At 71.7% G+C, this 24,639-nt stretch carries 20 protein-coding genes; 8 read left to right on the plus strand and 12 right to left on the minus strand.

Features of this window, described 5'->3' with window-relative positions:
- Window positions 1-195: 195 nt before the first annotated feature.
- From H9624_RS06710 to dnaA, 5 genes are all read right to left on the minus strand, one after another.
- Window positions 196-747 (minus strand): DciA family protein, encoded by a 552-nt coding sequence (locus H9624_RS06710; RefSeq protein ID WP_251839118.1) that lies wholly within the window; start codon window positions 745-747, stop codon window positions 196-198.
- Window positions 740-1,900: a DNA replication/repair protein RecF gene (recF, locus tag H9624_RS06715; RefSeq protein WP_251839119.1), complete on the minus strand. Its 1,161-nt coding sequence runs from the start codon at window positions 1,898-1,900 to the stop codon at window positions 740-742. The genes H9624_RS06710 and recF overlap by 8 nt, the downstream gene beginning before the upstream one ends.
- A 2-nt stretch (window positions 1,901-1,902) precedes the next feature.
- A complete protein-coding gene (gnd, locus tag H9624_RS06720; protein ID WP_251839120.1) occupies window positions 1,903-2,799 on the minus strand; it encodes a phosphogluconate dehydrogenase (NAD(+)-dependent, decarboxylating) in 897 nt (298 codons plus the stop codon).
- Window positions 2,800-2,846: 47 nt separating this feature from the next.
- Window positions 2,847-3,974 (minus strand): DNA polymerase III subunit beta, encoded by a 1,128-nt coding sequence (gene dnaN / locus H9624_RS06725; protein ID WP_251839121.1) that lies wholly within the window; start codon window positions 3,972-3,974, stop codon window positions 2,847-2,849.
- A gap of 528 nt (window positions 3,975-4,502) precedes the next feature.
- On the minus strand, window positions 4,503-5,924 hold the full coding sequence (gene dnaA, locus H9624_RS06730; protein WP_251839122.1) for a chromosomal replication initiator protein DnaA: 1,422 nt from the start codon (window positions 5,922-5,924) through the stop codon (window positions 4,503-4,505).
- 279 nt (window positions 5,925-6,203) lie between these two features.
- On the opposite strand from dnaA, the gene rpmH reads away from it, so the two are divergent.
- The 8 genes from rpmH (at window position 6,204) to H9624_RS06770 (ending at window position 14,025) form a co-directional block, all read left to right on the plus strand.
- On the plus strand, window positions 6,204-6,341 hold the full coding sequence (gene rpmH / locus H9624_RS06735) for a 50S ribosomal protein L34 (protein ID WP_110853377.1): 138 nt from the start codon (window positions 6,204-6,206) through the stop codon (window positions 6,339-6,341).
- Between the two features lie 3 nt (window positions 6,342-6,344).
- Complete coding sequence (rnpA, locus tag H9624_RS06740; protein ID WP_307784936.1) at window positions 6,345-6,701, plus strand: ribonuclease P protein component; 357 nt, start codon at window positions 6,345-6,347, stop codon at window positions 6,699-6,701.
- A complete protein-coding gene (gene yidD / locus H9624_RS06745; RefSeq protein WP_251839124.1) occupies window positions 6,698-7,033 on the plus strand; it encodes a membrane protein insertion efficiency factor YidD in 336 nt (111 codons plus the stop codon). Before rnpA ends, yidD begins: the two co-directional genes overlap by 4 nt.
- Before the next feature lie 12 nt (window positions 7,034-7,045).
- Complete coding sequence (gene yidC / locus H9624_RS06750) at window positions 7,046-8,248, plus strand: membrane protein insertase YidC (RefSeq protein WP_251839125.1); 1,203 nt, start codon at window positions 7,046-7,048, stop codon at window positions 8,246-8,248.
- A gap of 64 nt (window positions 8,249-8,312) precedes the next feature.
- Window positions 8,313-8,867 carry a Jag family protein gene (locus H9624_RS06755; protein ID WP_504740246.1) on the plus strand — a complete coding sequence of 185 codons (555 nt, stop codon included), beginning with the start codon at window positions 8,313-8,315 and terminating at the stop codon, window positions 8,865-8,867.
- Between the two features lie 13 nt (window positions 8,868-8,880).
- Entirely contained in the window at window positions 8,881-9,531 is a 651-nt protein-coding gene (rsmG, locus tag H9624_RS06760) for a 16S rRNA (guanine(527)-N(7))-methyltransferase RsmG (RefSeq protein WP_251839126.1), read from the plus strand.
- 2,204 nt (window positions 9,532-11,735) lie between these two features.
- Window positions 11,736-12,773: a ParA family protein gene (locus H9624_RS06765; RefSeq protein ID WP_307784937.1), complete on the plus strand. Its 1,038-nt coding sequence runs from the start codon at window positions 11,736-11,738 to the stop codon at window positions 12,771-12,773.
- Window positions 12,766-14,025 (plus strand): ParB/RepB/Spo0J family partition protein, encoded by a 1,260-nt coding sequence (locus tag H9624_RS06770; protein ID WP_251839127.1) that lies wholly within the window; start codon window positions 12,766-12,768, stop codon window positions 14,023-14,025. The genes H9624_RS06765 and H9624_RS06770 overlap by 8 nt, the downstream gene beginning before the upstream one ends.
- 45 nt (window positions 14,026-14,070) lie before the next feature.
- Here H9624_RS06770 and H9624_RS06775 read toward each other — a convergent pair whose 3' ends face one another.
- The 7 genes from H9624_RS06775 to H9624_RS06805 form a co-directional block, all read right to left on the minus strand.
- A complete protein-coding gene (locus H9624_RS06775; protein ID WP_251839128.1) occupies window positions 14,071-15,048 on the minus strand; it encodes a D-alanine--D-alanine ligase family protein in 978 nt (325 codons plus the stop codon).
- 17 nt (window positions 15,049-15,065) lie between these two features.
- The gene (locus H9624_RS06780) at window positions 15,066-16,400 is read right to left on the minus strand and encodes an aminotransferase-like domain-containing protein (protein ID WP_251839129.1); all 1,335 of its coding nucleotides are present in this window, start codon (window positions 16,398-16,400) and stop codon (window positions 15,066-15,068) included.
- Window positions 16,401-16,476: 76 nt separating this feature from the next.
- The gene (gene trxA, locus H9624_RS06785) at window positions 16,477-16,794 is read right to left on the minus strand and encodes a thioredoxin (protein WP_251839283.1); all 318 of its coding nucleotides are present in this window, start codon (window positions 16,792-16,794) and stop codon (window positions 16,477-16,479) included.
- Window positions 16,795-16,811: 17 nt separating this feature from the next.
- On the minus strand, window positions 16,812-17,816 hold the full coding sequence (gene trxB / locus H9624_RS06790; protein WP_251839130.1) for a thioredoxin-disulfide reductase: 1,005 nt from the start codon (window positions 17,814-17,816) through the stop codon (window positions 16,812-16,814).
- A 66-nt stretch (window positions 17,817-17,882) separates the two neighbouring features.
- On the minus strand, window positions 17,883-21,923 hold the full coding sequence (murJ, locus tag H9624_RS06795) for a murein biosynthesis integral membrane protein MurJ (protein WP_251839131.1): 4,041 nt from the start codon (window positions 21,921-21,923) through the stop codon (window positions 17,883-17,885).
- Window positions 21,920-24,106: a DUF6049 family protein gene (locus tag H9624_RS06800; RefSeq protein WP_251839132.1), complete on the minus strand. Its 2,187-nt coding sequence runs from the start codon at window positions 24,104-24,106 to the stop codon at window positions 21,920-21,922. The genes murJ and H9624_RS06800 overlap by 4 nt, the downstream gene beginning before the upstream one ends.
- A complete protein-coding gene (locus H9624_RS06805) occupies window positions 24,103-24,624 on the minus strand; it encodes an NUDIX hydrolase (protein ID WP_110853897.1) in 522 nt (173 codons plus the stop codon). The genes H9624_RS06800 and H9624_RS06805 overlap by 4 nt, the downstream gene beginning before the upstream one ends.
- Window positions 24,625-24,639: the final 15 nt, after the last annotated feature.

Here is a 24,639-nt window from a genome sequence, read left to right on the forward strand (position 1 = left end):
GTCGCGGCGCAGTACCGCATCGTCGCCGGGTCCGGGACGGTGCACCTGGCACCACAGCTGCCCGGGGGTGTGACTCCAGCCGACACCCCGCGGGCGGGGTCACCCGATTCTACTGCGTGGGGGCCCGAATCACCGCATATCCACAAGTTCATCCACAGTGTCATTGGTCGCCCGCGAGCCCTCTCGCGAGCGGCCTCAGCCGTAGGTGTCGCGCGGTCCTCGGCCCCGCACCGACCGCGGCCCGCGCGTCCAGCTCGGCCCACCGGGCCCGCGGATGACGATCTTCTCCACGACGTCCTCGCCGACCTCCTCGGCCAGTCGGCGCTCGAGCTGGGGCTGGAGGAGGCGCAGCTGCGTGGCCCAGGCGGTGGAGTCGGCCCGGACGACGAGCACGGCCTCGTCGAAGGTCTCGACGACGCAGTGGTCGGCGAGCTGGTCGCCGACGATCTCGCGCCATCGTCCGACGACGCCGCCCAGGCTCACCGGTGCGGTCCAGCCGCGCTCGGTGAGGATCTTGTCGACGATCGGGCCGAGCATCTGCGGGTCACGGCGGGAGGGCCCGGAGCCGCTGCCGACGTCCCCGAAGCCCGGCCCCGGCCGGAAGCGGCGCTTGTTGGGGACGGGGCGCCCGGCGGCGCTGCGCCGCAGCCCCTTCGCCGCCGCAGCGGCGCGAGCACGGGCCAGGGCCTGGCTCGCGGCCGACGACGTCGCCTCCTCCTCCGGCTCCTGCTGCTTCTCGTCACTCACGAGTGACCTCGCCCTTGGTGACGGTGAAGCGCGTCCCGCGCAGGGACTCGGGGACATCCTCGGCGACGGCCGCCGTGATGAGAACCTGCTCGGCACCGCCCACCATGGTGGCCAGCCGCTCGCGCCGGCGGACGTCGAGCTCGGCGAAGACGTCGTCGAGGATGAGCACGGGTCCGCCGTCGTCGTCGTCCGAGAGCACGTCGAAGGAGGCGAGCCGGAGGGCCAGGGCGTAGGACCACGACTCCCCGTGGCTGGCGTAGCCCTTGGCGGGGAGCCCGCCGAGGGTGAGGACGAGGTCGTCCCGGTGCGGGCCGACGAGGCTCACGCCGCGGTCGATCTCCTTGTCCCGGACCCGGGCCATCGCCTCGACGAGCCGCTCCTCGAGCTGGGCCACGTCGGTGAGCGCGCTCTCCTCCTCGGGGGTGGCCTCGCCCTCGCTGTCGAGGCCGAGGAGCGCCGACCGGTAGCCGAGGTGTGCCTCGCCCTGCCCGGCGCTGACCTGCTCGTAGGCCTGCGCCGTCTGAGGGCGCAGCCGGTGGAGGAGGTCGATGCGGGCGGCGGTGATCTCCGCGCCCGCCGCGGCGAGGTGGCGGTCCCACACGTCGAGGGTGGACAGGTCCGGGCTGGAGCCGCGGCGGCGGGCGGCCCCGGCGGTCTTGAGGAGCGCACCGCGCTGGCGCAGGATCTTGTCGTACTCGCTGCGGACGCCGGCCAGCCGCGGGGTGAGGAGCACGAGGAGGTCGTCGAGGAAGCGGCGGCGCGCCTGGGGGTCGCCCTTGACGAGCTCGAGGTCCTCGGGCGCGAAGACGACGCTGCGCACGATGCCCAGGACGTCGCGGGTCCGGCTGACCGGCGCCCGGTTGAGACGCGCCCGGTTGGCCTTGCCCGCGACGATCTCGAGCTCGACGAGGGTCTCGCGTCCCCCGCGGTTGGCCTTGGCACGCACGACGGCGCCGCCCGTCCCGTGCCGCACGAGGGCGGCGTCGGAGGCGACGCGGTGGCTGGAGAAGGTCCCGAGGTAGGCGACGGCCTCGACGATGTTCGTCTTGCCCTGGCCGTTGTGGCCGACGAAGGCGGTGACGCCCGGGTCTAGCGCGAGGACCAGCTCGGTGTAGGAGCGGAAGTCGTGCAGGGAGAGGTTGGAGACGTACATCCTCAGCGCTCGTCGGCGCGACGGACCGCGTGTCCCCCGAACTCCTCGCGGAGGGCGGCGATCGCCTTCATGGCGGGAGACTGCTCCTGCCGGGAGGCGAAGCGGGCGAAGAGCGCGGCGGCGATGGTCGGGGCGGGCACGGCGTTGTCGATGGCTTCCTCGAGGGTCCAGCGCCCCTCGCCGGAGTCGTTGGCGTAGTCGTCGACGCTCGCGAGGCCCGGGTCGCCCTCGAGGGCGTCGACGAGCAGCTCGAGGAGCCACGAGCGGACGACGGTGCCGCGCTGCCACGCGCGGAGCACGGCCGCGACGTCCGGGACGAGGTCGGAGCGCGAGGCGATGATCTCGTAGCCCTCGGCGTAGGCCTGCATGAGCCCGTACTCGATGCCGTTGTGGACCATCTTGGAGAAGTGCCCGGCGCCGACGCCGCCGGCGTGGACGAAGCCCTCCTCGCGCGGCCCGTCGGGGCGCAGGGCGTCGAAGATCGGCATCGCGCGCTCGACGTCCTCGGCGCTGCCGCCGACCATCGTGCCGTAGCCGTACTCACGGCCCCACACGCCGCCGGAGATACCGGCGTCGATGTAGCCGATGCCGCGCTCGGCGAGCATGGCCGCGTTGGTCTGGTCGTCGCGGTAGTAGGAGTTGCCGCCCTCGATGACGAGGTCCCCGGCGCCCAGCCGGGTGGCCAGCTCCTCGAGGACCGTCAGGGTCGGCGCACCCGCGGGGACCATGATCCACACGACGCGGCTGCCGGCCGGCAGCGCCTCGGCGAGCTCGGCGAGGGAGGCGACGTCGCTGATCTCCGGGTTCGTGTCGTACCCGGTGACGGTGTGCCCGGCGGCCTCGATGCGCTGGCGCATGTTGCCGCCCATCTTGCCCAGGCCAACCATGCCGATGTGCATGTCTGCTCCCCTCGTGGACGGCTGCGTCGAACGTACCCGGAGCGCGGCTACCCGGCGAACCGGATGGGCATGAGGAGGTAGCGGAACTCGTCCTCGCTCTCCCCCTCGGCGCTGCCCTGACCGGTCATGACGGCCGGCTTGCTCGGGTGGGTGAAGGACAGCCGCACGAAGTCGGTCGTCAGCGCTCCCAGGCCGTCGAGCAGGTAGTGCGGGTTGAAGGCCGTGACGATGTCCTCGCCGACGAGCGTGGCCTCGAGGACCTCCGAGGCCTGCGCGTCCTCACCCTGGCCGGCCTCGAGGACGACCTGCCCGTCGGAGAAGCTCAGGCGGATGGGGGTGTTGCGCTCGGCGACGAGCGAGACGCGGCGGGCGGCCTCGACGAGCGCGGCGGTGGCGACGACGGCGTGGGTGGTCGTCTCGTCCGGGAAGAGACGACGCACGGGCGGGTAGTCACCCTCGACGAGCAGCGACGTGGTCTGCCGGCCACCGGCAGCGAAGCCGACGAGCGAGGCGGACTCGCCCCCGAGGGCGACGTCGACGCTGCCGGCGCTGGTGAGCGACTTGGCGACGTCGGACAGCGTGCGGGCCCGGACGAGGGCGACGGAGGAGATCGACGGGTCAGTCGGGTGCCAGCTGAGCTCACGCATGGCCAGGCGGTAGCGGTCGGTCGCCATGAGCGTGAGCTTCTCGCCCTCGATCTCGACGCGGACGCCGGTGAGGAGCGGCAGCGTCTCGTCGCGGCTCGCGGCGATGCTCACCTGCGCCACCGCCTCGGTGAGGACGTCGGCGTCGATGGTGCCGGAGAGCTCGGGCATGGCCGGCAGCGCCGGGTAGTCCTCCACCGGCATCGTGAGCAGCGTGAAACGGCTGGCGCCGCAGCGGAGCACGACCTTGGTGCCGTCCAGGGTGAGGTCCACGGGCTTCGCCGGCAGGGCCTTGGCGATGTCGGCGAGGAGGCGGCCCGAGACGAGGACGACACCGGCCTCCTCGACCGCCGCGGGGACCGCGGAGCGGGCCGAGACGTCGTAGTCGAAGGTCGACAGGGTGAGGGACCCCTCGCTGCTCGCCTCCAGGCGGACACCGGCGAGCACCGGGACCGGCGGCCTTGCCGGAAGGGAGCGAGCTGTCCAGGCGACGGCCTCGGCAAGGACGTCCCGTTCGACCCTGAGCTTCACGATTGTTGACCTCTCTCGGAGCGTGACGGCGCAGCGCATGGTGCTGCGCACGGGAAACCTTACGCGAGTGCACCGACGCTCAGGACGCGAGTGGGATGCCATCGCCCGGCCAGATCTTGTTATTCACAAGCGATTTGGAAGTGGGGTCTCGTCTTCGTCATCGGTGGTGTGGACACTGTGGACATCTCACGTCCGTGCAGGTCACCGCGGTAGCCGGGCTGTGTGGGGCGGTGCTGGTCGTCCTGTGGAGGACGAGCCGTCGCAGTGGATTGTTGTCATTGCCCTCGGCGTCATCCACCGACGGGGGACGGTCTGTCCACTGACAAGTTTCCGCTGTCCACGTCAATCCACAGACTTGTCCACAGCTGTGCATTGGGCCGCAGAGCACATTTCCTTCGTCCAGCGCCGCCGTACGGCGAGGGCAGCGAGCGCCGTGGTCCGCGAGTAGCGCACCCCGCTGTGGGCAGCACGAAGTGACCTGCGTGACGACGTGCCGCCGTCGAGCAGGTCACTGAAGGGTCGAGCGGCTCAGCCGCCGGTGCGTGCCTTCTGCTTGATCCGGTTGGTGAGCTCGGTGACCTGGTTGAAGGTCGAGCGCTTCTCCGCCATCTGCTCGCGGATCTTGCGGTTGGCGTGCATGACCGTCGTGTGGTCGCGGCCGCCGAAGAGCTGGCCGATCTTCGGCAGGGAGAGCTCGGTCAGCTCACGGCACAGGTACATGGCGATCTGGCGGGCGTTGACGAGGACACGGGAGCGGTCGGCGCTGCACAGGGCGTCGATCGACACGGAGAAGTAGTCCGCCGTCTGGCCCATGATCAGCGTCGGGGTGATGTCCTCGCCGTCGGTGTCGGTGATGAAGTCCTTGAGGACCATGACGGCGAGCGACTCGTCGACCGGCTGACGGTTGAGGTTGGCGAAGGCGGTGACCCGGATGAGGGCGCCCTCGAGCTCACGGATGTTCGTCGAGATCCGCGAGGCGATGTAGGAGAGGACGGCGTCGTCGATCTCGAGGTTCTCGTTGTTCGCCTTCTTGCGGAGGATCGCGATCCGGGTCTCGAGGTCCGGCGGCTGCACGTCGGTGAGCAGGCCCCACTCGAAGCGCGAACGCATGCGGTCCTCGAAGCCGTTGAGCTGCTTGGGCGCGAGGTCGGAGGTGATGACCACCTGCTTGTTCGCGTTGTGCAGCGTGTTGAAGGTGTGGAAGAACTCCTCCATCGTCTGTTCCTTGCCCTGAAGGAACTGGATGTCGTCGATGAGGAGGACGTCGACCTCGCGGTAGCGACGCTGGAAGGCCTCGGCCTTGTCGTCGCGGATCGAGTTGATGAAGTCGTTGGTGAACTCCTCGGAGTTCACGTAGCGCACGCGGACACTGGGGTCCAGGCTCCGGGCGTAGTGCCCGATCGCGTGGAGCAGGTGGGTCTTGCCAAGCCCGGAGCCGCCGTAGATGAACAGCGGGTTGTAGGCGCGGGCCGGCGACTCGGCGACGGCCGTCGCGGCCGCGTGGGCGAAGCGGTTGCTCGAGCCGATGACGAAGGTCTCGAAGGTGTACTTCGGGTTGAGCCGGGCGGCGTCCGCCTCCGCGACCGCCGAGGCGCGCCGGGCAGCGGCGCGCGTCTCCTGGGGGGTGGGCGGCGCGGGGGCGTCGTCGGGGGTGTCGGCGCTGGGGACGCGCGGTGACGTCTCCTCCAGCGTGGGGTCGACGGTGACGGCGAAGCGGACGGCCGAGCCGAAGGCCTCGGTCAGCGCCTCGGTGAGGGCGACCCGGGCGCGCGTCTCGAGGAAGTCCTTGGCGAAGTCGCTGGGGACCGCGAGGAGGAGGGTGCCGTCGACGGCGCCGAGGGGACGGGTGAGCCGGATGAAGGCACGCTGGGCGCCGCCGATGTCCCCACTCTCGGTGAGGATGTCCACGGCACGTGCCCAGACGTCGGTGATGTCGTCGTTCTCGGGCACAGCGGTCCTCTCTAGCAGCGGGCAGAGCCACGAGTGTCGCACCTCGCCCCTCGATCCACATAGATATCCACAGATGTGCAGAAGGGGCGTGAGGGACGGCATACTCGGGCGCTCGGAGGTCGGATTGACCGGCGTTCTCCCGCTCGCGTATCGTGGCCAAGCCGTCCTGACGGCTCTTCCGTGGTGCCTGCGCACCGCTTCTGTAGTGCGGAGGAGCGGCGCAGCCGCGCATCTGCTGCCCAGCCGCAGCGTAGACAACCGACGTTTTGGAGTACTGCCGTGAGCAAGCGGACTTACCAGCCGAACAACCGGAAGCGTGCCAAGGTGCACGGGTTCCGGCTGCGCATGCGCACGCGCGCCGGGCGCGCCATCCTCGGCGCCCGTCGTCGCAAGGGCCGCGAGAAGCTCTCGGCCTGAGTCGTGCTGCCGCCGCAGCACCGGATGCGTCGGTCGGAGGACTTCACCGACGCGGTGCGCGGTGGTGCTCGCAGCGGCACGCGCCGCCTAGTCGTCCACCTTCGGTCCGCCGAGAATGCCGCACCGGCCGCGCCGCGTGCGGGTCTCGTCGTGTCCAAGGCGGTCGGCAACGCGGTGGAGCGCAACCAGGTCAAGCGCCGGTTGCGCGGACTGCTCGCCTCCCGGATCAGCGCCCTGCATGACGGCGACAAGCTCGTCGTGCGGGCGCTTCCGGCTGCCCGCGGGGCGTCGAGCGCGGCGCTCGGGGCGGACCTCGACACGGCGCTGAGCGGTGCGCGCCGACGGGGAGCGCGACGATGAGTGGCCGCCTGAGCGGTCTCCTGGGCCGGGGCCTCGCTCTGCTCGTGCGCGGCTACCAGCTCATCGTCTCTCCCTGGTTCGGGCCGACGTGCCGCTACTACCCCTCGTGCTCCGCGTACGCGGTGACGTCCTTGCGACGGCACGGTGCGGTGCGTGGGCTCGCTCTCGCCGTCTGGCGACTGCTGCGCTGCAACCCCTGGAGCCGGGGCGGGGTCGACCACGTCCCGCAAGCCGGCGAGCCGATGCCGTGGTCAAGACGCGACGCCCGACCACGTACCCTCGGTGTAGCTGCCGGTGGGGCGCGTGTGACCGACGCGCCGGAAGACTTCTAGGAGACGACCCGCATGGGTGCCTTTGACACGATCCTGTACCCCATCAAGTGGGTCGTCGCGTGGATTCTCTACCTCTTCCACGAGCTGTGGACCTTCGCCGGCCTCGACCCGGCGAGCGGGTGGACGTGGGCGCTGTCGATCGTCGGGCTGACGGTCCTCATGCGCATCTTCCTCATCCCGCTGTTCTTCAAGCAGATCAAGGCGTCTCGCGGCATGCAGGTCCTGCAGCCCGAGCTGCAGAAGCTGCAGAAGAAGTACAAGGGCAAGAACGACCCTGCGTCGCGTCAGCAGATGCAGTCCGAGATGATGGCGCTGTACCAGAAGCACGGGACGAACCCGTTCGCCTCCTGCCTGCCGATCCTCGCGCAGTCCCCCATCTTCTTCGCCCTGTTCCGGGTGCTCTACTCGATGCCGCAGATCGCCGACGGCACCTACCGCGACGGGCAGCCGCTGGGGCCGATCGATCAGGCCGCGGCCTCGCAGTTCCTCGACGCGACGCTGCTCGGGGCGCGACTGTCACAGTCCTTCCTGGGTGAGGGAGCGACGCTCAACGTCCGGATCCTCACGGCCGTGCTCATCGTTCTCATGTCGGTGACGACGTTCACCACGCAGCGGCAGCTGACGATGAAGAACATGCCGCAGAGCGCGCTGGACAACCCGATGGCCAAGCAGCAGCGCATGCTCATGTACTTGATGCCGCTGATCTTCGCCTTCTCCGGCGTGTACTTCCCGATCGGTGTCCTCATCTACTGGCTCACGACGAACCTGTGGACGATGGGCCAGCAGTTCTACACGATCCGCAAGATGCCGGCAGCCGGATCCGAGGCCGAGAAGCGCTTCAAGGAGCGTGAGCGCGCGAAGCTCGAGCGGAAGGCCGCCCGCAAGGGTGTGCCGTTGGAGGAGCTCCTCCCCGAGCCGCCGGAGCCGGAGCGGCCGGTGCAGCGCGGCCAGCGCGTGCAGCCCAAGCGCAAGGACCGCCAGCGCCGCCCGGGCACACCGGGTGCCACGGGCTCCGAGGCGCAGACGGGTGCCAGTGCCGCGTCCCCGGACGACGCTGCCGAGGTCGAGACAACGGAGACGCCGACCCCGGCTGGTGCGACGGGCGAGGGTAAGACACCCCAGCAGCGCGCTGCCGAGCGCCATGCGAAGCGAGCGGCCCAGCGTCGGGCCGAGATCGAGCGCCGTGGCAAGGGCCCCGGCAAGTCGAGCAAGTAGAGACCTGTTCAGTGCCCGGGGCGACGGGCCGAGAGAGAAGGATCAACCCGTGAGCGAGCAAGACGTGCAGACCGACGACACGACGTCGGAGCAGGGCGCGACGACGGCTGAGACGACATCCACTGAGCGCACCGCCGCGCCGACGAGCGTGAAGCGCCTCGAGGAGGAGGGCGAGATCGCCGCCGACTACCTCGAGGAGCTGCTCGACATCGCAGATCTCGACGGCGACATCGACCTCTCGATCGACCACGGCCGAGCCGCGGTGGAGATCGTCAACGAGGGCGGGTCCGACCGTGAGCTCCAGCGGCTGGTGGGCAAGGACGGCGAGGTGCTCGACGCGCTCCAGGAGCTGACCAGGCTCGCGGTCCAGGCGCGCACGGGCGAGCGCAGCCGGCTCATGCTCGACATCGCCGGCCACCGGCGTGGACGCCGCGCCGAGCTCACCGCCGTTGCCGAGGAAGCTATCACGAAGGTCAAGGCCGGGGCAGCGAAGGTGGCGCTCGAGCCGATGAACCCGTTCGAGCGCAAGGTCGTTCACGACGCCGTCGCTGCAGCGGGACTCGTCAGCGACTCCGAGGGCGTCGAGCCGAACCGGCACGTCGTCATCTCGCAGGTCTAATCGTCACCTGTAGATGAACGTTCCCGAGGGTGCTGCGCCTGTCGAGCCTGTCCCGGCTTCGGCGGCCGGTGTCTTCGGGGACGCGTGGCCACAGGTTGAGCAGTTCGCGGCGATGCTCGTCGCCGAAGGCGAGCTCCGCGGGCTGATCGGACCGAGAGAGCTCCCCAGGCTGTGGACTCGGCACCTGCTCAACTCGAGCCCGGTCGCCCCGTTCGTGGACGCAGGTGTGCGGTTCGCCGACATCGGATCCGGGGCCGGCTTCCCTGGAGTCGTCGTCGCGATCATGCGACCCGATCTCGATGTGCACCTCATCGAGCCGATGGAGCGGCGCACCACCTGGCTCGAGGACGTCGCGCGCGAGCTGTCGCTCAGCAACGTCTCGGTCGTGCGCGCACGCGCTGAAGAGCTCCACGGCACGGCGAGCTACGACGCTGTGAGTGCGCGGGCTGTCGCGGCTCTCAAGAAGCTCGTCCCGTGGGCGGCACCGCTCATCGCGCCCGGCGGTCGGCTCGTGGCACTGAAGGGCGAGCGTGCTGCGCTGGAGGTAACCGAGGCGGAGAAGGTGTTGCGCAAGCACAAGCTCACCGACACCTCCGTTCACGAGGTTCTGGTGCCGGGGACCGACGAGCCGACGAGAGTCGTGACGGCACAGCGCGTACGCTGAGCTGCGTCGAAGCGGCTGGGGGTTGGCAGCGGCACGGCGCGCTGTAGCGGCGGGCCGACCCGTCCGCTCGTTCGTCGAGCGTTTCACGTGGAACCACGCAGTCCTCGTTGTGTCAGGTGTCTACGCCAGCGCGCTCTGGGCGGCTTCGCGGCTACGGAGGCGCGCTTCGGGACGACCTGCGAGCCGCAGTCGGCGCGCCGTTGCGATTGCCCAGTGCTGGCTGTTCTGTTTCACGTGAAACAGAGCGAGGACAACCGTGACGGGGCGCTATCCCGGCGGCGGGTAGGCGCCCCTACCGAGGTCCCGCACTTCAAGTGGCGCTCTTAACAGGGGATCTGACGCCGCCTTCGACGTTGTGCGCGTAGGTGCTCGCTTTGAGGCGGTCGTCCATAGCGACACGAAGGCTGGCGGCCCGCGGGACCGAAGGCGAGCACGAAATGGGTCCCTAGTGTGGAACTCCGGAGATGACGCGACGTGCTGCCCTGGAGACGCTCGCAAGTCGGCCCAGACGTGGCGGTGGCCGTCCGTTTCCGTCTTTCTGACCACTACACCGGCTTCAGCGAGCGTGGGCGAAGCGCGGTTTCACGTGAAACCGCCCCTCGCGGAACCGACGCGATACGCATGCCGAACTGACCTCGACCGCGCGTGGTGAGCGGCTCCAAGCGGTGGAGCACTTGATCCGCGACGCAGCGAGCGACGGCCTTCGCGCGCGTACGAGCGCCACGATTCTCTCCGGGTCGGCTGCGCAAAGGGCAGGAGCCGAGGGACCGATCAGGATGGTTCATCCGGCCAGACGGCGAACGCTGCTGTTAGAGCACCAGGCGCCTCCGCAGCCGTGCAACGGTGCGGCGCGGGCCATCCCTGCTGCTACACTACCCGCCCGGCAGCGGCCCCTCCAGCAGGATGAGCTCACCGCCCGACGCATGCCAAATCGTCGCTCGGGGCGCCCGCAGCGGTTGTCGATACGCGCATCGCTCTCGCTCTTGTGAGGCGCCAGGGGCTCAACCAATTCGCCGTCGTCTCTGTGTGCAGCCCATCCTGCCTGTGCGTGCGATTTGGCTCGGCTCAGCGTGGATCTGTGGGCTACGTCGGTGGCGTTCAACCGGAGGTTCGAGCGCGGGCCTCAACTCGTGGCCGGTGTTTCACGTGGAACGCAACTGCCTATGAGGAGGAGCGGTCTACCTGGAGAGGCGCCCATTCGGGTCCCAGTGTGTCCAGTGCCGCCTGCGTTCTCCCAGCAAGAATCCAATGGTGCGACTCGAGGGGACGCTGTGCGCTCGAGGCCGCGCAGGCAGTATGGGTCTTACAGAGGACGGTCGTTTCCTGGATTGTTGTTTCACGGGCATCGACTCGCCGACCTCGGCAGTATGAACTCACGCAGAAGGACGCCGGCCGCCCTGAGCTTCGGAGACTCCCAATGTTCGTTTCACGTGAAACCACCCCTCTACCTAACTCGGGGCGTCCCCTAGGAGGGCGCGGTCGGCTCCAGGGACGGTCCGCCCATGCCGTTGTTTCACGTGAAACGGTGCGGCTCTGAGGTTCAAAGGCTCTGCAGAGGGATCGGGCACACCACTCGCGCCACGTCGAGATCCGGGCGGGCCACGCCGAGCCCTGTGACGGTTCCGCGTAACGCTCTTGCGGTCGGATTCACGTGACACGCTCGCGGTCGGACGGACCGCTCGTGGAGAGGGCCGTCCCACTCAGGGCCTGACATGCAGACGCTGCACACCCGGCCGGGAGTCGGCGTCGCTTTGCTCCTGTCCGTGCTCGTTTCCGAACACTGAGACGCAATAGCGGTCGCATGGAACTCTAAGGAGGTTCTCGCCAGCCTCCCCGCTCACCAGAGGCCTTGAGCTCTCGGGGACCGCGATCGCCGTGGCGGGCACCAAGGAAGGCGGTTCAACGCGAGTGCGGTGTGATCCCGCCAAGCTCGGGCAGGGCCGTCCACAGTCGCCGCGAGCGCGTTGCTGCGGCGGGCCGGCTGGGTCGCACAGCCCGGCAATCACAGGCCGATACTTGGCCGCCGTGTTTCACGTGGAACACGCCACCTGCGCCGCGACCAGCGGGCACGAGGACGCGTAGGCCCGCCCGTTTCACGTGAAACTGACACCGCTATCCACAGCGGCGCGAGTCGGTGCACCGAGTCCCCGCCGCCGCGGGATAGGCTACGAACAGGCGCAACAACTGCGATTCGAGGGGTACGTGTGACGGAGTCGGACGACACGACCGCCATGGCAAACGGTGCCGTGACGAGCGATCAGCAAGACCACGCAACACGCAGCCTGCTTGGAGGGCTGGGCCACTTCGACGACTCCACCCCGCTGGCTGCACAGCTTGCTGAGGACGCACGGAGGCGGATTGCGCTCGAGGGGAAGACCTTCCCCCGCCCCCGCGAGACGCGCATCCTCACCGTGGCGAACCAGAAGGGCGGAGTCGGGAAGACGACGACGACCGTGAATCTCGCCGCGGCACTGGCGACGGGCGGCCTGCAGGTCCTTGTCATCGACAACGACCCCCAGGGCAACGCGTCGACGGCCTTGGGCATCGACCACCACGCGGGGACACCGTCGACCTATGACGTGCTCATCGACGACGTGCCGTTCTCCGAGGTCGTCCAGCCCTGTCCCGATGTCGAGGGCCTCTTCTGCGCGCCCGCCACGATCGACCTCTCCGGTGCAGAGATCGAGCTCGTCTCCATGGTCGCGCGCGAGAACCGTCTACGGAACGCGATCACGGCTCTCCTGGCGAGCCAGACCGACGAGGAGCGGTACGACTACGTCTTCATCGACTGCCCGCCAAGCCTCGGACTCCTCACGGTCAACGCTTTCGTTGCTGCGCGTGAAGTGCTCATCCCGATCCAGTCGGAGTACTACGCGCTCGAGGGGCTGAGCCAGCTGCTGCGCAACATCGAGCTGATCCGCGGACACCTCAACCCTACGCTACATGTGTCGACGATCTTGCTCACGATGTTCGACAAGCGCACCAACCTGTCGCGACAGGTCGCGGACGAGGTCCACACGCACTTCCCCGAGCAGACCCTCGAGGTCTCGATCCCCAGGTCGGTGAGGATCTCCGAAGCCCCGTCCTACGGGCAGACGGTCCTCACCTATGACCCTGGCTCGACCGGCGCCCTCGCCTACCGGGCGGCCGCGCAGGAGATCGCGTCGCGCGCCGAGACCGCGAGCACCACCCCATCAGCACAGCCCAGCGGGGCGCACCGTACGGAGGATGTCCATGAGTGAGAAGCGACGCGGCCTGGGCAAGGGTCTCGGTGCGCTGATTCCGAACGCGCCCACGGAGGGCCGGCCGGTGGACGTCTTCTTCCCCGACCAGCGCACCGAGCGTGGCCCCAGGTCGGCCCAGGCGACCGCGCCCGCAGCCGCACGCGAGTCCCAGGAGGCCGCGACTCCCTCGGCGCCTACCCGCAAGGCAGGTCCCACCGGCGCGACGTCCACGAAGACGGCTCCCAAGTCACGCAAGCGCGCCTCGATCCCCAAGGACACGGTCACCCCCCGTCGCAAGGCGACCGCCGACTCCCCCAGCGCCGCCACGCCCGCCCCGGCGGCCCCGCCCGAGCCTGAGGCCCAGCCCGTCGTTCGTGAGGAGCCGGTGGCGCCCGCCGAGGCGACGACCGAGGACTCGCTCGTCCCGGTCCCTGGTGCCACCTTCGCCGAGATCACGGTCGACGACGTCGTCGCCAACCGGCGGCAGCCGCGGCAGGTCTTCGACGAGGACGAGCTCGAGGAGCTCGCGGCGTCGATCCGCGAGGTGGGCGTGCTCCAGCCCATCGTCGTGCGCGCCCTTCCCGAGGGCGAGGAGGCACGCTACGAGCTCATCATGGGCGAGCGGCGCTGGCGCGCGTCCCAGCTCGCCGGGAACGCGACCGTCCCGGCCATCATCCGCGAGGTCGAGGACGACGACCTCCTGCGTGACGCCCTCCTCGAGAACCTCCACCGCGCGCAGCTCAACCCCCTCGAGGAGGCTGCTGCCTACCAGCAGCTGCTCGAGGACTTCTCCTGCACCCACGAGGAGCTCGCCTCCCGGATCGCCCGCTCACGGCCGCAGATCTCCAACACGCTGCGCCTGCTCAAGCTGCCCCCGCTCGTCCAGCGGAGGGTGGCTGCCGGGATCCTCACGGCCGGCCACGCCCGTGCCCTCCTGGGCCTGTCCGACCCCGCCGCCATGGAGCGGCTGGCCCAGCGCATCGTCGCCGAGGGGCTGAGCGTCCGGACCACCGAGGAGATCGTCGCCCTCGGTGACGAGCCGACGGCACCGGAGATGCGCCGTCGGCCGCGGGCCGGCGCCTACACCGCCGAGCTCAACGAGATCGCCACGCGCCTGGCGGACCGCTTCGACACCCGGGTCAAGATCGGGATGGGCCAGCGCAAGGGCAAGATCAACATCGAGTTCGCCAGCATCGAGGACCTCAACCGCATCCTCGACGTGCTCGCCCCGTCCGTGGAGCGACCGCGGCTCGACGACGCCGCCTCCTGAGCCGGTGCCGCGTCCCCTCCCAGGCCGGGAGGGGACCCGGCGGTGTCAGGAACGCGCAGCCGCGGCGCGGACGAGCTCGACGAGGAGCTCGGTGAAGCTCGGCCCGCCCTGAGCGGCCCAGGCCTGCGCCGCCTGGGGGTAGAGCGAGGTCTCCGTCATCCCCGGGGCGACGTTCATGTCGAGGAACCAGGGCGTGCCCTCGGCGTCGACGACGAGGTCGGTCCGGGACAGGTCACGCAGCCCGAGCGCCCGGTGGGCGGCCACAGCGGCGTCACAGGCCGCCTGCGTGGTCGCCGCGTCCAGACGCGCGGGGACGAAGTACTCGGTACGCCCGGCGTTGTAGCGGGCGTCGTAGTCGTAGGGACCGTCGGTGACGATCTCGACCGGCGGCAGCGCCACCGGTCCGTCCGCCGTCTCGACGACGGACACCGCCACCTCCGTCCCCACGACAGCCCGCTCGACGAGCGCGGAGTTGCCGTAGGAGAAGCAGGCGACCATGGCGTCGGGCAGGTCCTCGGCCCGCTCGACGACGGTGACACCCAGCGCGGAGCCGCCGTCCTCCGGCTTGACCACGAGCGGCAGCCCGAGCCCGGCGAGGGCTGTGGACAGCACGGGGGCGGAGCCGATCTCGTGGAACAGTCCGCGGGGCAGGGTGACGAACGCGGGCGTGGCGACGCCGGCGGCCGCGACGATCGCCTTGGCGACCGGCTTGCGGGAGGCCAGCCGGCACGGGCCGGACGTGCTGCCCACGTAGGGGATGTCGAGGAGCTCGAGCAGCCCGCGGATGGAGCCGTCCTCCCCGGTGGAGCCGTGGACGAGCGGGAGGACGACGTCGGGGCGGTTCTCGCGCAGGTGGGGCAGCAGCTCGGCGTCGAGGTCCCGCACCTCCACGGTGAGGCCGGCGTCCCGCAGGAGCTGGGCCACGCGGCGTCCCGAGCGCAGCGACACGTCGCGCTCGTGGGACAGGCCGCCGGCGAGGACGAGGACTCGCAGGTCTGCAGGCACGGTCTCGGCAGTGGTCATGGTGGCTCCGCTCTGTGTCAGGCCTGGTCGGGGCTCGGGGTGTCGACGAGGTGCTCGCCCTGGGCACGGGTCCCGGCCGTCCCGAACATCTCGGTGAGCTCGAGCTCGGCCCGCACCACGCCAGCCAGGCGTCGCACACCCTCACGGATGCGCTCCGGCGTCGGGTAGCAGAAGGACAGGCGCATGTGGTCCGAGCCCTGGCCGTCGGCGTAGAACGCGGTCCCGGACACGTAGGCGACGAGGTTGGTGACGGCGCGGGGCAGCATCGCCTTGGCGTCCAGACCCGGCGGCAGGGTCACCCACGTGTAGAAGCCGCCGGCGGGGACGGTCCAGCGGGCCTCGGGCAGGTACTCCGTGAGCGCCGACATCATCGCGTCGCGGCGGGTGCGGTACTCCTCGCGGAACTGCTTGACCTGCCCGTACCAGTCGTAGCCCTCGAGGTAGGAGGTGATCGACAGCTGGCTGAAGCGCGACGGGGACAGGATGGCCGCCTCGCTGGCCAGCACGAGCTTCTCGCGGACCGCGTGCGGCGCAGCCGCCCACCCCACCCGGTAACCCGGGGCGAAGGTCTTGGAGAAGGAGCCGAGGTACACGACGCCGTCGGGGTTGTAGCTCTTGAGCGAGGGCAGCGGGTCGCCGTCGAAGCCGAGCAGGCCGTAGGGGTTGTCCTCGAGGATGAGGACGCCGTGACGGCGGCAGATCTCCACGACCTGCGGGCGCCGCTCCTCCGTGAGCGTGACACCGGCGGGGTTGTGGAAGTTCGGGACCGTGTAGAGCATCTTGACGCGGCGTCCCTCGGCGGCCAGGCGCCGCAGGGTCGACTCCAGCTCCTCGGGGACGAGCCCGTGCTCGTCCATCGGGACGTGGACGATGTCGGCCTGGTAGGCGCGGAAGACGCCCAGTGCCCCGACGTAGCTCGGTGCCTCGGCGACGACGACGTCACCCGGGTCGATGAAGACCTCGGTCACGAGGTCCAGCGCCTGCTGCGACCCGGTGGTGACGACGACGTCGTCCGGGTGGGCGTGGACGTGGTCGTAGCGCATGACCTCGACGATCTGCTCACGCATGGCGACCTCGCCCTGGCCGCTGCCGTACTGCAGCGCCTCCGGCCCGCGGTCACGGAGCAGCTTGGCCGTCATGTCGGCGAGGAAGTCGATCGGCAGCCCGGAGATGTTCGGCATCCCCCCGGCCAGCGAGACGACCTCGGGGCGGCTGGCGACGGCGAAGAGCGCCCGGATCTCCGAGGAACGCATCCCGTGGGCGCGCTCGGCGTAGGAGTCGAACCACGGGTCCAGCCGTGTTCCGGCGGCCTCACGGCCTCCGCCGGGGGTCCGGGGCTCGGGGTTCGTCATGTGGGTGCCTCCTCCTGCGCGCTCGTCGACGCGTGTGCCAGGCTACGCCGCCCGCGGGGCGCTTCGGCGCACCCGCTCAGGGAACGAGCGTGGCGAGCTGGGCCGCGAGGGCCGGCTTGGGCCGTGCCCCGACCATCGAGGACACCGGCTCACCGTCCCGGAAGAGGATCATGGTGGGCAGCGAGACGATGCCGTAGGCCTGCATGGTGTCGGGGTTCTCGTCGACGTCCAGGGCGACGACGCGCAGCCGGTCCCCGTACTCGACGGCGAGCTCGGAGAGCACCGGCGCGAGCTTGAGGCAGGGCTGGCACCACGACGCCCAGAAGTCGACGAGCACGGGTCCGGAGGCGCCCAGCACCTCGGTGGCGAAGGTGTCGTCGGTCACCTGCGCCACCGAGGAGGAGGACGGCCTCACAGCGAGACGGCGCCCTGCGGGGTCTGGGACGCGTCGGTGGCCGGCTCGGCGGCCTCGCCCAGGGCGGCGAGGTAGCGCTCGGCGTCCAGGGCCGCGGCGCAGCCGGTCCCGGCGGCGGTGATGGCCTGGCGGTAGGTGTGGTCCACGGCGTCGCCGCAGGCGAAGACGCCGGGGACGTTCGTGGCGGTGGAGGGGGAGGTGACGACGATGTAGCCGCTGTCGTCGAGCTCCACCTGGCCGACGAGCATGTCGGTGCGCGGGACGTGGCCGATCGCGACGAACAGGCCGGTCGCGTCCAGCGGCCGCTCCTCGCCGGTGACGGTGTCGCGCAGGGTGAGACCGGTGACCTTGTCGGTGCCGTGGATGGCGGTGATCTCGCTGTTCCACGCGAACTCGATCTTCGGGTTCGACATCGCGCGGTCGGCCATGATCTTCGAGGCGCGCAGCTCGTCACGGCGGTGCACGACGGTGACCTTGGAGGCGAACTTCGTGAGGAAGGTGGCCTCCTCCATCGCGGAGTCCCCACCGCCGGCGACGACGATGTGCTGGTCGCGGAAGAAGAAGCCGTCGCAGGTGGCGCAGTAGGAGACGCCGCGCCCGCCGAGGGTCTTCTCCCCCTCCAGGCCGAGCTCCTTGTAGGCCGAGCCGTTGGCGAGGATGACCGCGCGGGCCCGGTAGGTGTCGCCCTCGGCCGTCGTCACGGTCTTGACCTCACCGGTGAGGTCGACGGAGGTGGCGTCGTCGTAGATGACCGTGGCGCCGAACTTCTCGGCCTGGGTCTGCATCTTGTCCATGAGCTCGGGGCCCATGACGCCCTCGGGGAAGCCGGGGAAGTTCTCGACCTCGGTTGTGTTCATCAGTGCGCCACCGGCGGTGACGGCTCCGGCGATGACGACGGGCGCGAGGTTCGCGCGGGCGGCGTAGATCGCGGCGGTGTAGCCGGCGGGGCCGGAACCGACGATGACGACCTCGTGGAGGGTGGTCGGGGTGGTGCTCGTCATGGGAGTCCTTCGTCGCTCGGGGGTGCTGCTCGGGTCAAGGCGCGGAGGCCCGGATTTGTTCCGGGCTCACTCGACGGTGAGCTCGGCGAGCTCGATGCGGTTGCGGCCGTCGGAGTCGGCCACGGGCAGGGACGTGAACCACAGGACGATGCTGTCCGTCTCGACCGGCTCGTCGAAGGCGAACGTCGTGTCCGGGCCCATCTCGCCGGAGGCGAGGACCTCGCCCTCGGTCGGCTCGTCGGGGCTGGTGGCGCGGATCTCGACGTTGCCGCCCTCGCCCATGAGGTCCATGGTGACCGAGGAGACGAGGGTGGCCTCCTCGAGCTCGACGTGCAGACCGATCCCGGACTTCATCCCGTACTGGGGGTCGACGTAGGAGCGGGAGCGCCAGTAGGTGTCGGCGTCGCCGTCGAGCGCCTGCGGGGTGAGCTCGGGGTTCTCCGCGCCGTCACCCTCGGGGTCGAGCGGGGCCAGGGAGGCGACGGCGGGCGGCTCGGGCGGGGTCGTCTCCTCCGGTGCCGCGGAGGTCTCGGGCTCCGCGGCGGGCTCGGACTCCTCCGGGCTGGCCGGGGCCTCGGTGGTGGCAGCGGGCGGGGCGACGTAGTCCTCCGGCTCGGCGACGAGGGTGCGGAAGGCGATGATCGCGCCGATGAGGAGCGCAACCAGGGCGACGGCGAGGACGATCGGCGTCGGGTCGAGGCGTCGCTCGCGGAAGGGGACGGGGGCGCCCGGCTCACGCTCCGGCTCCTCGGCGACGACCGACTCCCACGAGCGGTCCTGAGCCGGCTGCTCCGGTGCCTCCGTGACGCGCTCGGGGCGCTGCGGGTCGGCCGGGACGCGGCCGTGCTCGAGGGCGGCGCGCACGTCCGCCTCACGGGTCTTCGCGAGCTCCTCCTCGGCGCGGGCCTCGCGCTCGGCGGCGCGTGCCGCGGCGGCGGCGGAGACCTTCCCGGCACCGGCGGACACGCGCCGGCGCACGGCGTCCACGCCCTTGCGGGTGCTGTCCGCGACGGTCGCTGCCGCCCCGCCGACGCCCGCGCCGATGGCGGCGGTGACGACCGAGCCGCGCGGGTGGCGGGCGGCGTGGGGGGCGGCGGCGTCGTCGTCCTCGGGGGCGACGACGGCGGTGAAGTCCGCGGGGGCGCCGGCCCCGCTCGGCACGGGGCGCGGCTGCCAGTCCGTGGTGTCCAGGGCCGGCTGGCGGGCCTGGTCGGGGGTGTCGGCGACGACGTCGTCGAAGGAGGGCTGCGTGGGCGCCAGCTCGACGGCCGGCTCGGCGGCGGCGGCCGGGGCGGCGGGCTCGAGGTCGGCGGCCGGCTCGGCCTCGTCGGTGGGCTCGACGGCGGGCGCCTCGTCCACGAGGGCCGGCTCGGGCACCTCCGCGGCGGGCTCCAGCTCCTCCTCCGGCGCCGGCGTGGGCACGGCGGGCGCGGGGGGCACGACGGGCGAGGAGGGCAGTGCCGTGGCGGAGGGCGCGGCGGCGGCCGCGGCGGCCCCCACCCCGGCGCCCGCACCGAGGGAGCCGGCGAGCGGCCACACCGGGTGGTCGCTGGTCAGCGCCTCGACGTTGATGTCGCGCCACGGCGCGAGCTCGCGAATGAGCTCGCTCGGGGTCCGCGGGCCCTCGCCCGCGAAGGTCCGGGTGCACAGCGCGTCGAGGTCCGCGGGGACGTCGTCGCGCAGGCTGCTCGGCGCCACCGGGACGCCGCCCACGAGCGGCGCGGGCGGGACCTGACGGGCCAGCTCGGGTCCGCCGTCGGGCTCGGGCCAGGTGCCGGTGAGGGCGAGGTAGAGCAGCCGGACCAGGCCGAGGGTGTCGACGCGGGCGGCGGAGAGGGGGTCGTGGTCGACGCCGAGGTAGGCCGCGGCCACGCCGAGGCCACCGAGGCGGACCTGGCCGTCGGCGGTGACGTGGACGGCGGAGGGCAGGAGGACGAGGTGGTGGACCCCGCGGCGCCGGGCGGCCTCGAGGGCGCTGGCGACCTCCCCGACGACGGCGCGGGCCTGCTCGGGCGCCATCGGCCCGCTCGTGGCGAGCTCGGCGAGCGAGGGCCCGTTGGCGACGTCGGTGACGACGAAGGCGTGGCCCTCGTGGGCGCCGACGTCGAGCACCCGCTCGAGGCGGGGGTCGTCGACGAGGGCGGCGCGCCGTGCGGCGTCGAGGGTCTCGGCGGAGGCGCCGGTGGTCGAGGGCAGGACGAGCGCACGGACCTCGCGCTCGAGGATCTCGTCGCGCCCGTGCCACAGCGCCGTGGCGGGCAGCACGGGCGTGGTCTCCCGGTCGAGGAGGTAGCGCCCGGACAGGAGAGTGCCCTGGTCCAGCGTCGGTGCGGTGCCCGGTGCGTGCTCGTCCAGCGTCCTGCTCCCTCTGTCCGGTCCCGGTCCCGGGCCCCTGTCGTCGCGCCCCATCGTACGTGCGGGTGCCCCGCCGGCCCCTGCCCAGCCGCGCAGCCCCGGCACGCGTCCCGCAACCTTCCGCAGCACCCGGAGGGCGGGGTCGAGGATGACGTCGAGCTCGGAGACCTTGAGCAGGCGCAGGAGGAGGAGGTAGCCCACCCCCATGACCGTCCCGACGAGAGCCACCTTGAGCAGCGACTGGAACGCCCGCGCGATGTCGGCCTGCGCCGTCGAGACGGGCCCGATGAGGTGGAGGAGCAGCCACCCGAGCAGGAGCGGGGGCGTGGCGGCGAGGACGATCCGCAGGTGGCTGCGCAGCACCCGCCCGCCGTCGAGGCTCGGCAGCTTGAGCCGCAGCGCGAGGTAGGCGATGACCGAGCCGACGACGTTGGAGGCCGCCGTGGCGACCGCGGCACCCACGAGCCACCACTCCGGGGGCAGCAGCATCGACAGGAGGCTGCCGACGATGACGAGCGCGGTGAGCGGGACCTGCAGCTTGAAGAGGGACTTCGTGTCCTCGAAGGCGTAGTAGACGCGCTGGATCATCGTGAAGGCGCCGAGCGCCGCGATGCCGCCGAGGAGGGCGACGACGACACGGGCGATGCCCTCTGCCTCCGGGATCGTCGTCGTCGGGTAGGCGGCCTGGACGAGCGGGAGGGCGAGGACGGCGAGGGCGCCCCCCGCGAAGACCGTGAACACCGCGATCGTCCGCAGCCCGAGGGACAGGTCGTCGCGGACCTTGGCGGTGTCACCGGAGGCGGCGTAGCCGGAGACGCGGGTGAACAGCGCCGTGACGAGCGAGACGGTGATGAGCGACTGCGGCAGCAGGTAGAGGAAGTTCGCGTTGTCCCAGGCCGCGTTGCCGGGGGCGAAGCCCTCCCCGCGATCGGCCGCGGCCGCCGCGAGGTTGGAGATCGCGATGAAGCCGAGCTGGGCGACGAGGAGGCTGGCGAAGGCCCAGGTCGCGACCTTGCTCGCCCGGCCCAGGCCCGAGCCTCGCAGCCCCCACCGCGGGCGGAAGCGGAAGCCGGAGCGGTACAGCGGCACGATGAGGATGAGGGCCTGGAGGGCGACGCCGAGCGTCGCGGTCCCGCCGATGACGCCGATGCGCAGGCCGCTCCAGGCCGCGGGGTCCTCGTGGGCGCCCGTGGCGCGGCCGCCGAAGATGACGATGTAGGCGACGAGGCCGATGAGCGCGATGACGTTGTTGAGGGCCGGCGCCCACATGTAGGGCCCGAAGTTGCCGCGTGCGTTGAGCACCTGCCCCAGCAGCGTGTACATGCCGTAGAAGAAGAGCTGCGGCACGCACCACAGGGCGAAGGCGACGGCGATGTCGAACCACGCCGGGTCCAGCTCGGAGGCGTAGATGGTGACGAGGACGCCCGCGCCAGCCGTGAGGAGGATCGTGAGCCCGAGCAGGGCGGCGCCGGCGATGGTGAGGAGCCGGTTGACGTACTCGTCGCCGCCGTCGCGCTGCTTCATCGCGCGGACGATCTGCGGGACGAGGATCGCGTTGAGGACACCGCCCGCGACGAGCATGTAGACGACGTTCGGGAGCTTGTTCGCCACCGAGAAGGAGTTCGCGGCGCCGGTGAGGCCGATCGCGCCGATGAGGGCGATGTTGCGCAGCAGCCCGAGCACCCGCGAGACGAGCGTGCCGGTGAACATGACCGCTGCCGACCCGGCCAGGCCGCGACGTTCCTCGCTCACGTGGTGGTCTCCTCCGGAAGGGGTTCGGACTCACCGAGCCGTCCACGGCGGCGCGCACGGCGCACCGTCCGCACGAGCCCGGCGACGAGCATGATGACGAGCAGGCCGGCGGCGACGGCGGTGCCCACGGTCTCCCAGTCGGCGCGCACACGCACCTGGATCTCGGTGGGCTCGTCGATGGGCGCGCCGTCGGGGGCCGCGAGGACGACGTCGACGACGACGTCGCCGCTGCCGACGGCGTGGACGGGCACCTGCGCCGTCGCCGACTGCTGGGCCGGGATCTCGAGGGTGACCTCGTCGTCGGCGACGAGCCGCGGGTCGCGCGGGCTGAGCCGCACGACGACGGTCGCCGGCCGCGACATCTCGTTGGTGACGGCGACGGGGATGTGGGCCGTGTCGTTGATGAGGTTGAGGGTGCTGCCGGGCCGGGCGGCGACGAGGCCGCGGCGCACCTCGGAGGCCTCCTCGGCGGCGGCGACGAGGTCGGCGCGGGTGGCCGGCAGCTCCCGCCACGCCGCCGAGGTGACCTCGAGCAGCGAGGTGCGGACCGGGTCGACGAGTGCGTCCGGCTCCTCGAGCACCCCGGCGAAGGCAGTGGTCTGCGTGAGGACGTCGGACACGCGCGCGAGCTCGCCGGCGCCGACCTCACCGTCCTCGACGACCGTCTCGGGGAGGTTCTCGCGCTCGACCTCCGGGGCCTCGCGCCCGAGCATTTCCGAGAGCCCCACCCGCTCCAGCCACGGGGCCTGGGCCAGGGCGGTGAGCTGGTCGGCGAGGAGCGCGGGGTCCCCGGTGAAGTCGCGGGGCACGGTGAGGAGGAGGTCGCGGCGGTCCGCCGGGCGCTCGCGGGTGACGACCGCGGTCTCGGCGAGGAGGTACTGGCGCGCGGTGACGGGGTCGAGCTCCACGGGAGCCTGCTCCGGGTCCACGGGCAGCAGCGTCCCGGAGAGCAGCGCGGATAGGCGCTCGTCGGTGAGGACGGCGGGCAGCGTCGTGCCGTCGACGGCGACGTCGGCCCGTGCGGACGGGGTGTAGGTGAGCTGGGAGGTGAGCGCCAGGCCGCTGCTCGGCAGCACGACGGCGGCCGCGCCGGCCTCGGAGAGGGCGGTGACGGTGTCGGCGTCGGGCGTCCGCGCCGCGGGCCACGCCAGGCCCGTCCCGGCGCTCAGCCCGACGTCCTCGAGCGCGGTGTCACGCGCGGCCGTCACGTCGTCGAGGAGGTCGGTGCGGCCCGCGTGGGTGAGCGCGGCGGCGTCGGCGTCCGCCCACAGGAGGGCGTGGACGGCGCGGCCGGGGGCGTCGGCGAAGTCGCCGACGGTGGTGCGCAGGACCGTCTTCGGCGCGGTCGCGGGGGTCGTGGGCTCCTCCGTGGCCTCCTCGTCGGCCGGCTCACCGGCCGTGAGGTCGACGACGGCGGGCACGTCGACGAGGAGGGAGGGGTCGACGGCGAGGTCGACGGCCGGGCGGTCCAGCGCGTCGAGGAGCGGCTCGAGACGCTCGGCGGCGACGACGTCCAGGCGGGTGCCGGTCTCCTGCGCGGCGGCACGCTCCGGCGCGGTGGGGGTAGCCGCGGCGAGGACGGCGAGCGGCATCGTCTCGACCTCGATGTCCGGCCACCACAGGAGGAAGCTGCGGACGGCGGGGAAGTCGGAGAGGACGGGGGCGTCGGCGTCGTGCGCGGTGACCTCGAGGCCGCGCGGCCCCCAGCCGCTGTGGGTCGCGGCAAAGGGCACGGCGTCCGCGGGGACGGTGAGGGTGAAGTCGACCGTCGCACCGGCCGGCACGGGGTCCTCGAGCCGCTCGGCGTGGAGGAGCGTCGTGGCCGACAGGGACGTCGGGTCGAGCCACCGCTCGAGCAGGGAGCGGCTGATCGGGGCGCTCTGCTGGGCGCGCAGGCGCAGCTCGGGCACGGCGATCTCCGTGCTCGTGCCGTTGACGATGCTGCCGCGCACGACGAGGTCCTCGCCGGGGCGGAGGACCGCCGGGCTGATGCCGGTGAGGGTGACGCTGACCTCGGAGGTGGCGACGCCCGTCGTCGGGTCCTCGGTCGCGGGGACGGGGGTGTCGTCCGGGCCGGGGGTCGTGCTCGCGGTGGCGGTGGGCACGAGGCAGAGGAGGGCCGCGAGCACGAGGAGCACGACGGCTCGCGGGCCGGCCCCGGACGTTGTCCAGGTGATGTTCATGCGCGTCCGGCCAGCACGTCCCTCGCGGTGGCGACCACGCGCCGCTCGTTCGGGTAGGCGAGGCGCGAGGCCACCTCGGTGAGGCTGACCCACGCGACGTCCTCCGCCTCGCAGTCGGGGTCGTTCTCGATCGTCAGCTCCCCGCCCGTGGCCTCGAGGAGGTAGTGGTGGACGACCTTGTGGACGCGGCGGTCGTCGCCGGAGAACCAGTAGTCGATGGTCGCGAGGTGGCGCAGCACCCGCCCGGTGATGCCGGTCTCCTCCGCGATCTCGCGCACGGCCGCCTCCTCGGGGGTCTCCTCGCCCTCGAGGTGCCCCTTGGGCAGGCACCACTCCAGGCGCCCGCCCCGGTTGCGGCGAGCGATGACGGCGGTGAACGCCTGCCGGTCCTCCACCCGCACGACGAGGCCGCCCGCCGACGTCTCGTCCACCACCGGCAGCAGCGTCGACCGGGGCGGCGCGGCGCGCGGACGCGGCGGCGCAGGGACGCGCCGACGCGGCGAAGGGACGGCGGACATGAGGTCACCATAATC

This window comes from Oceanitalea stevensii (assembly GCF_014837105.1).
GTDB classification, from domain to species: domain Bacteria; phylum Actinomycetota; class Actinomycetes; order Actinomycetales; family Actinomycetaceae; genus Oceanitalea; species Oceanitalea stevensii.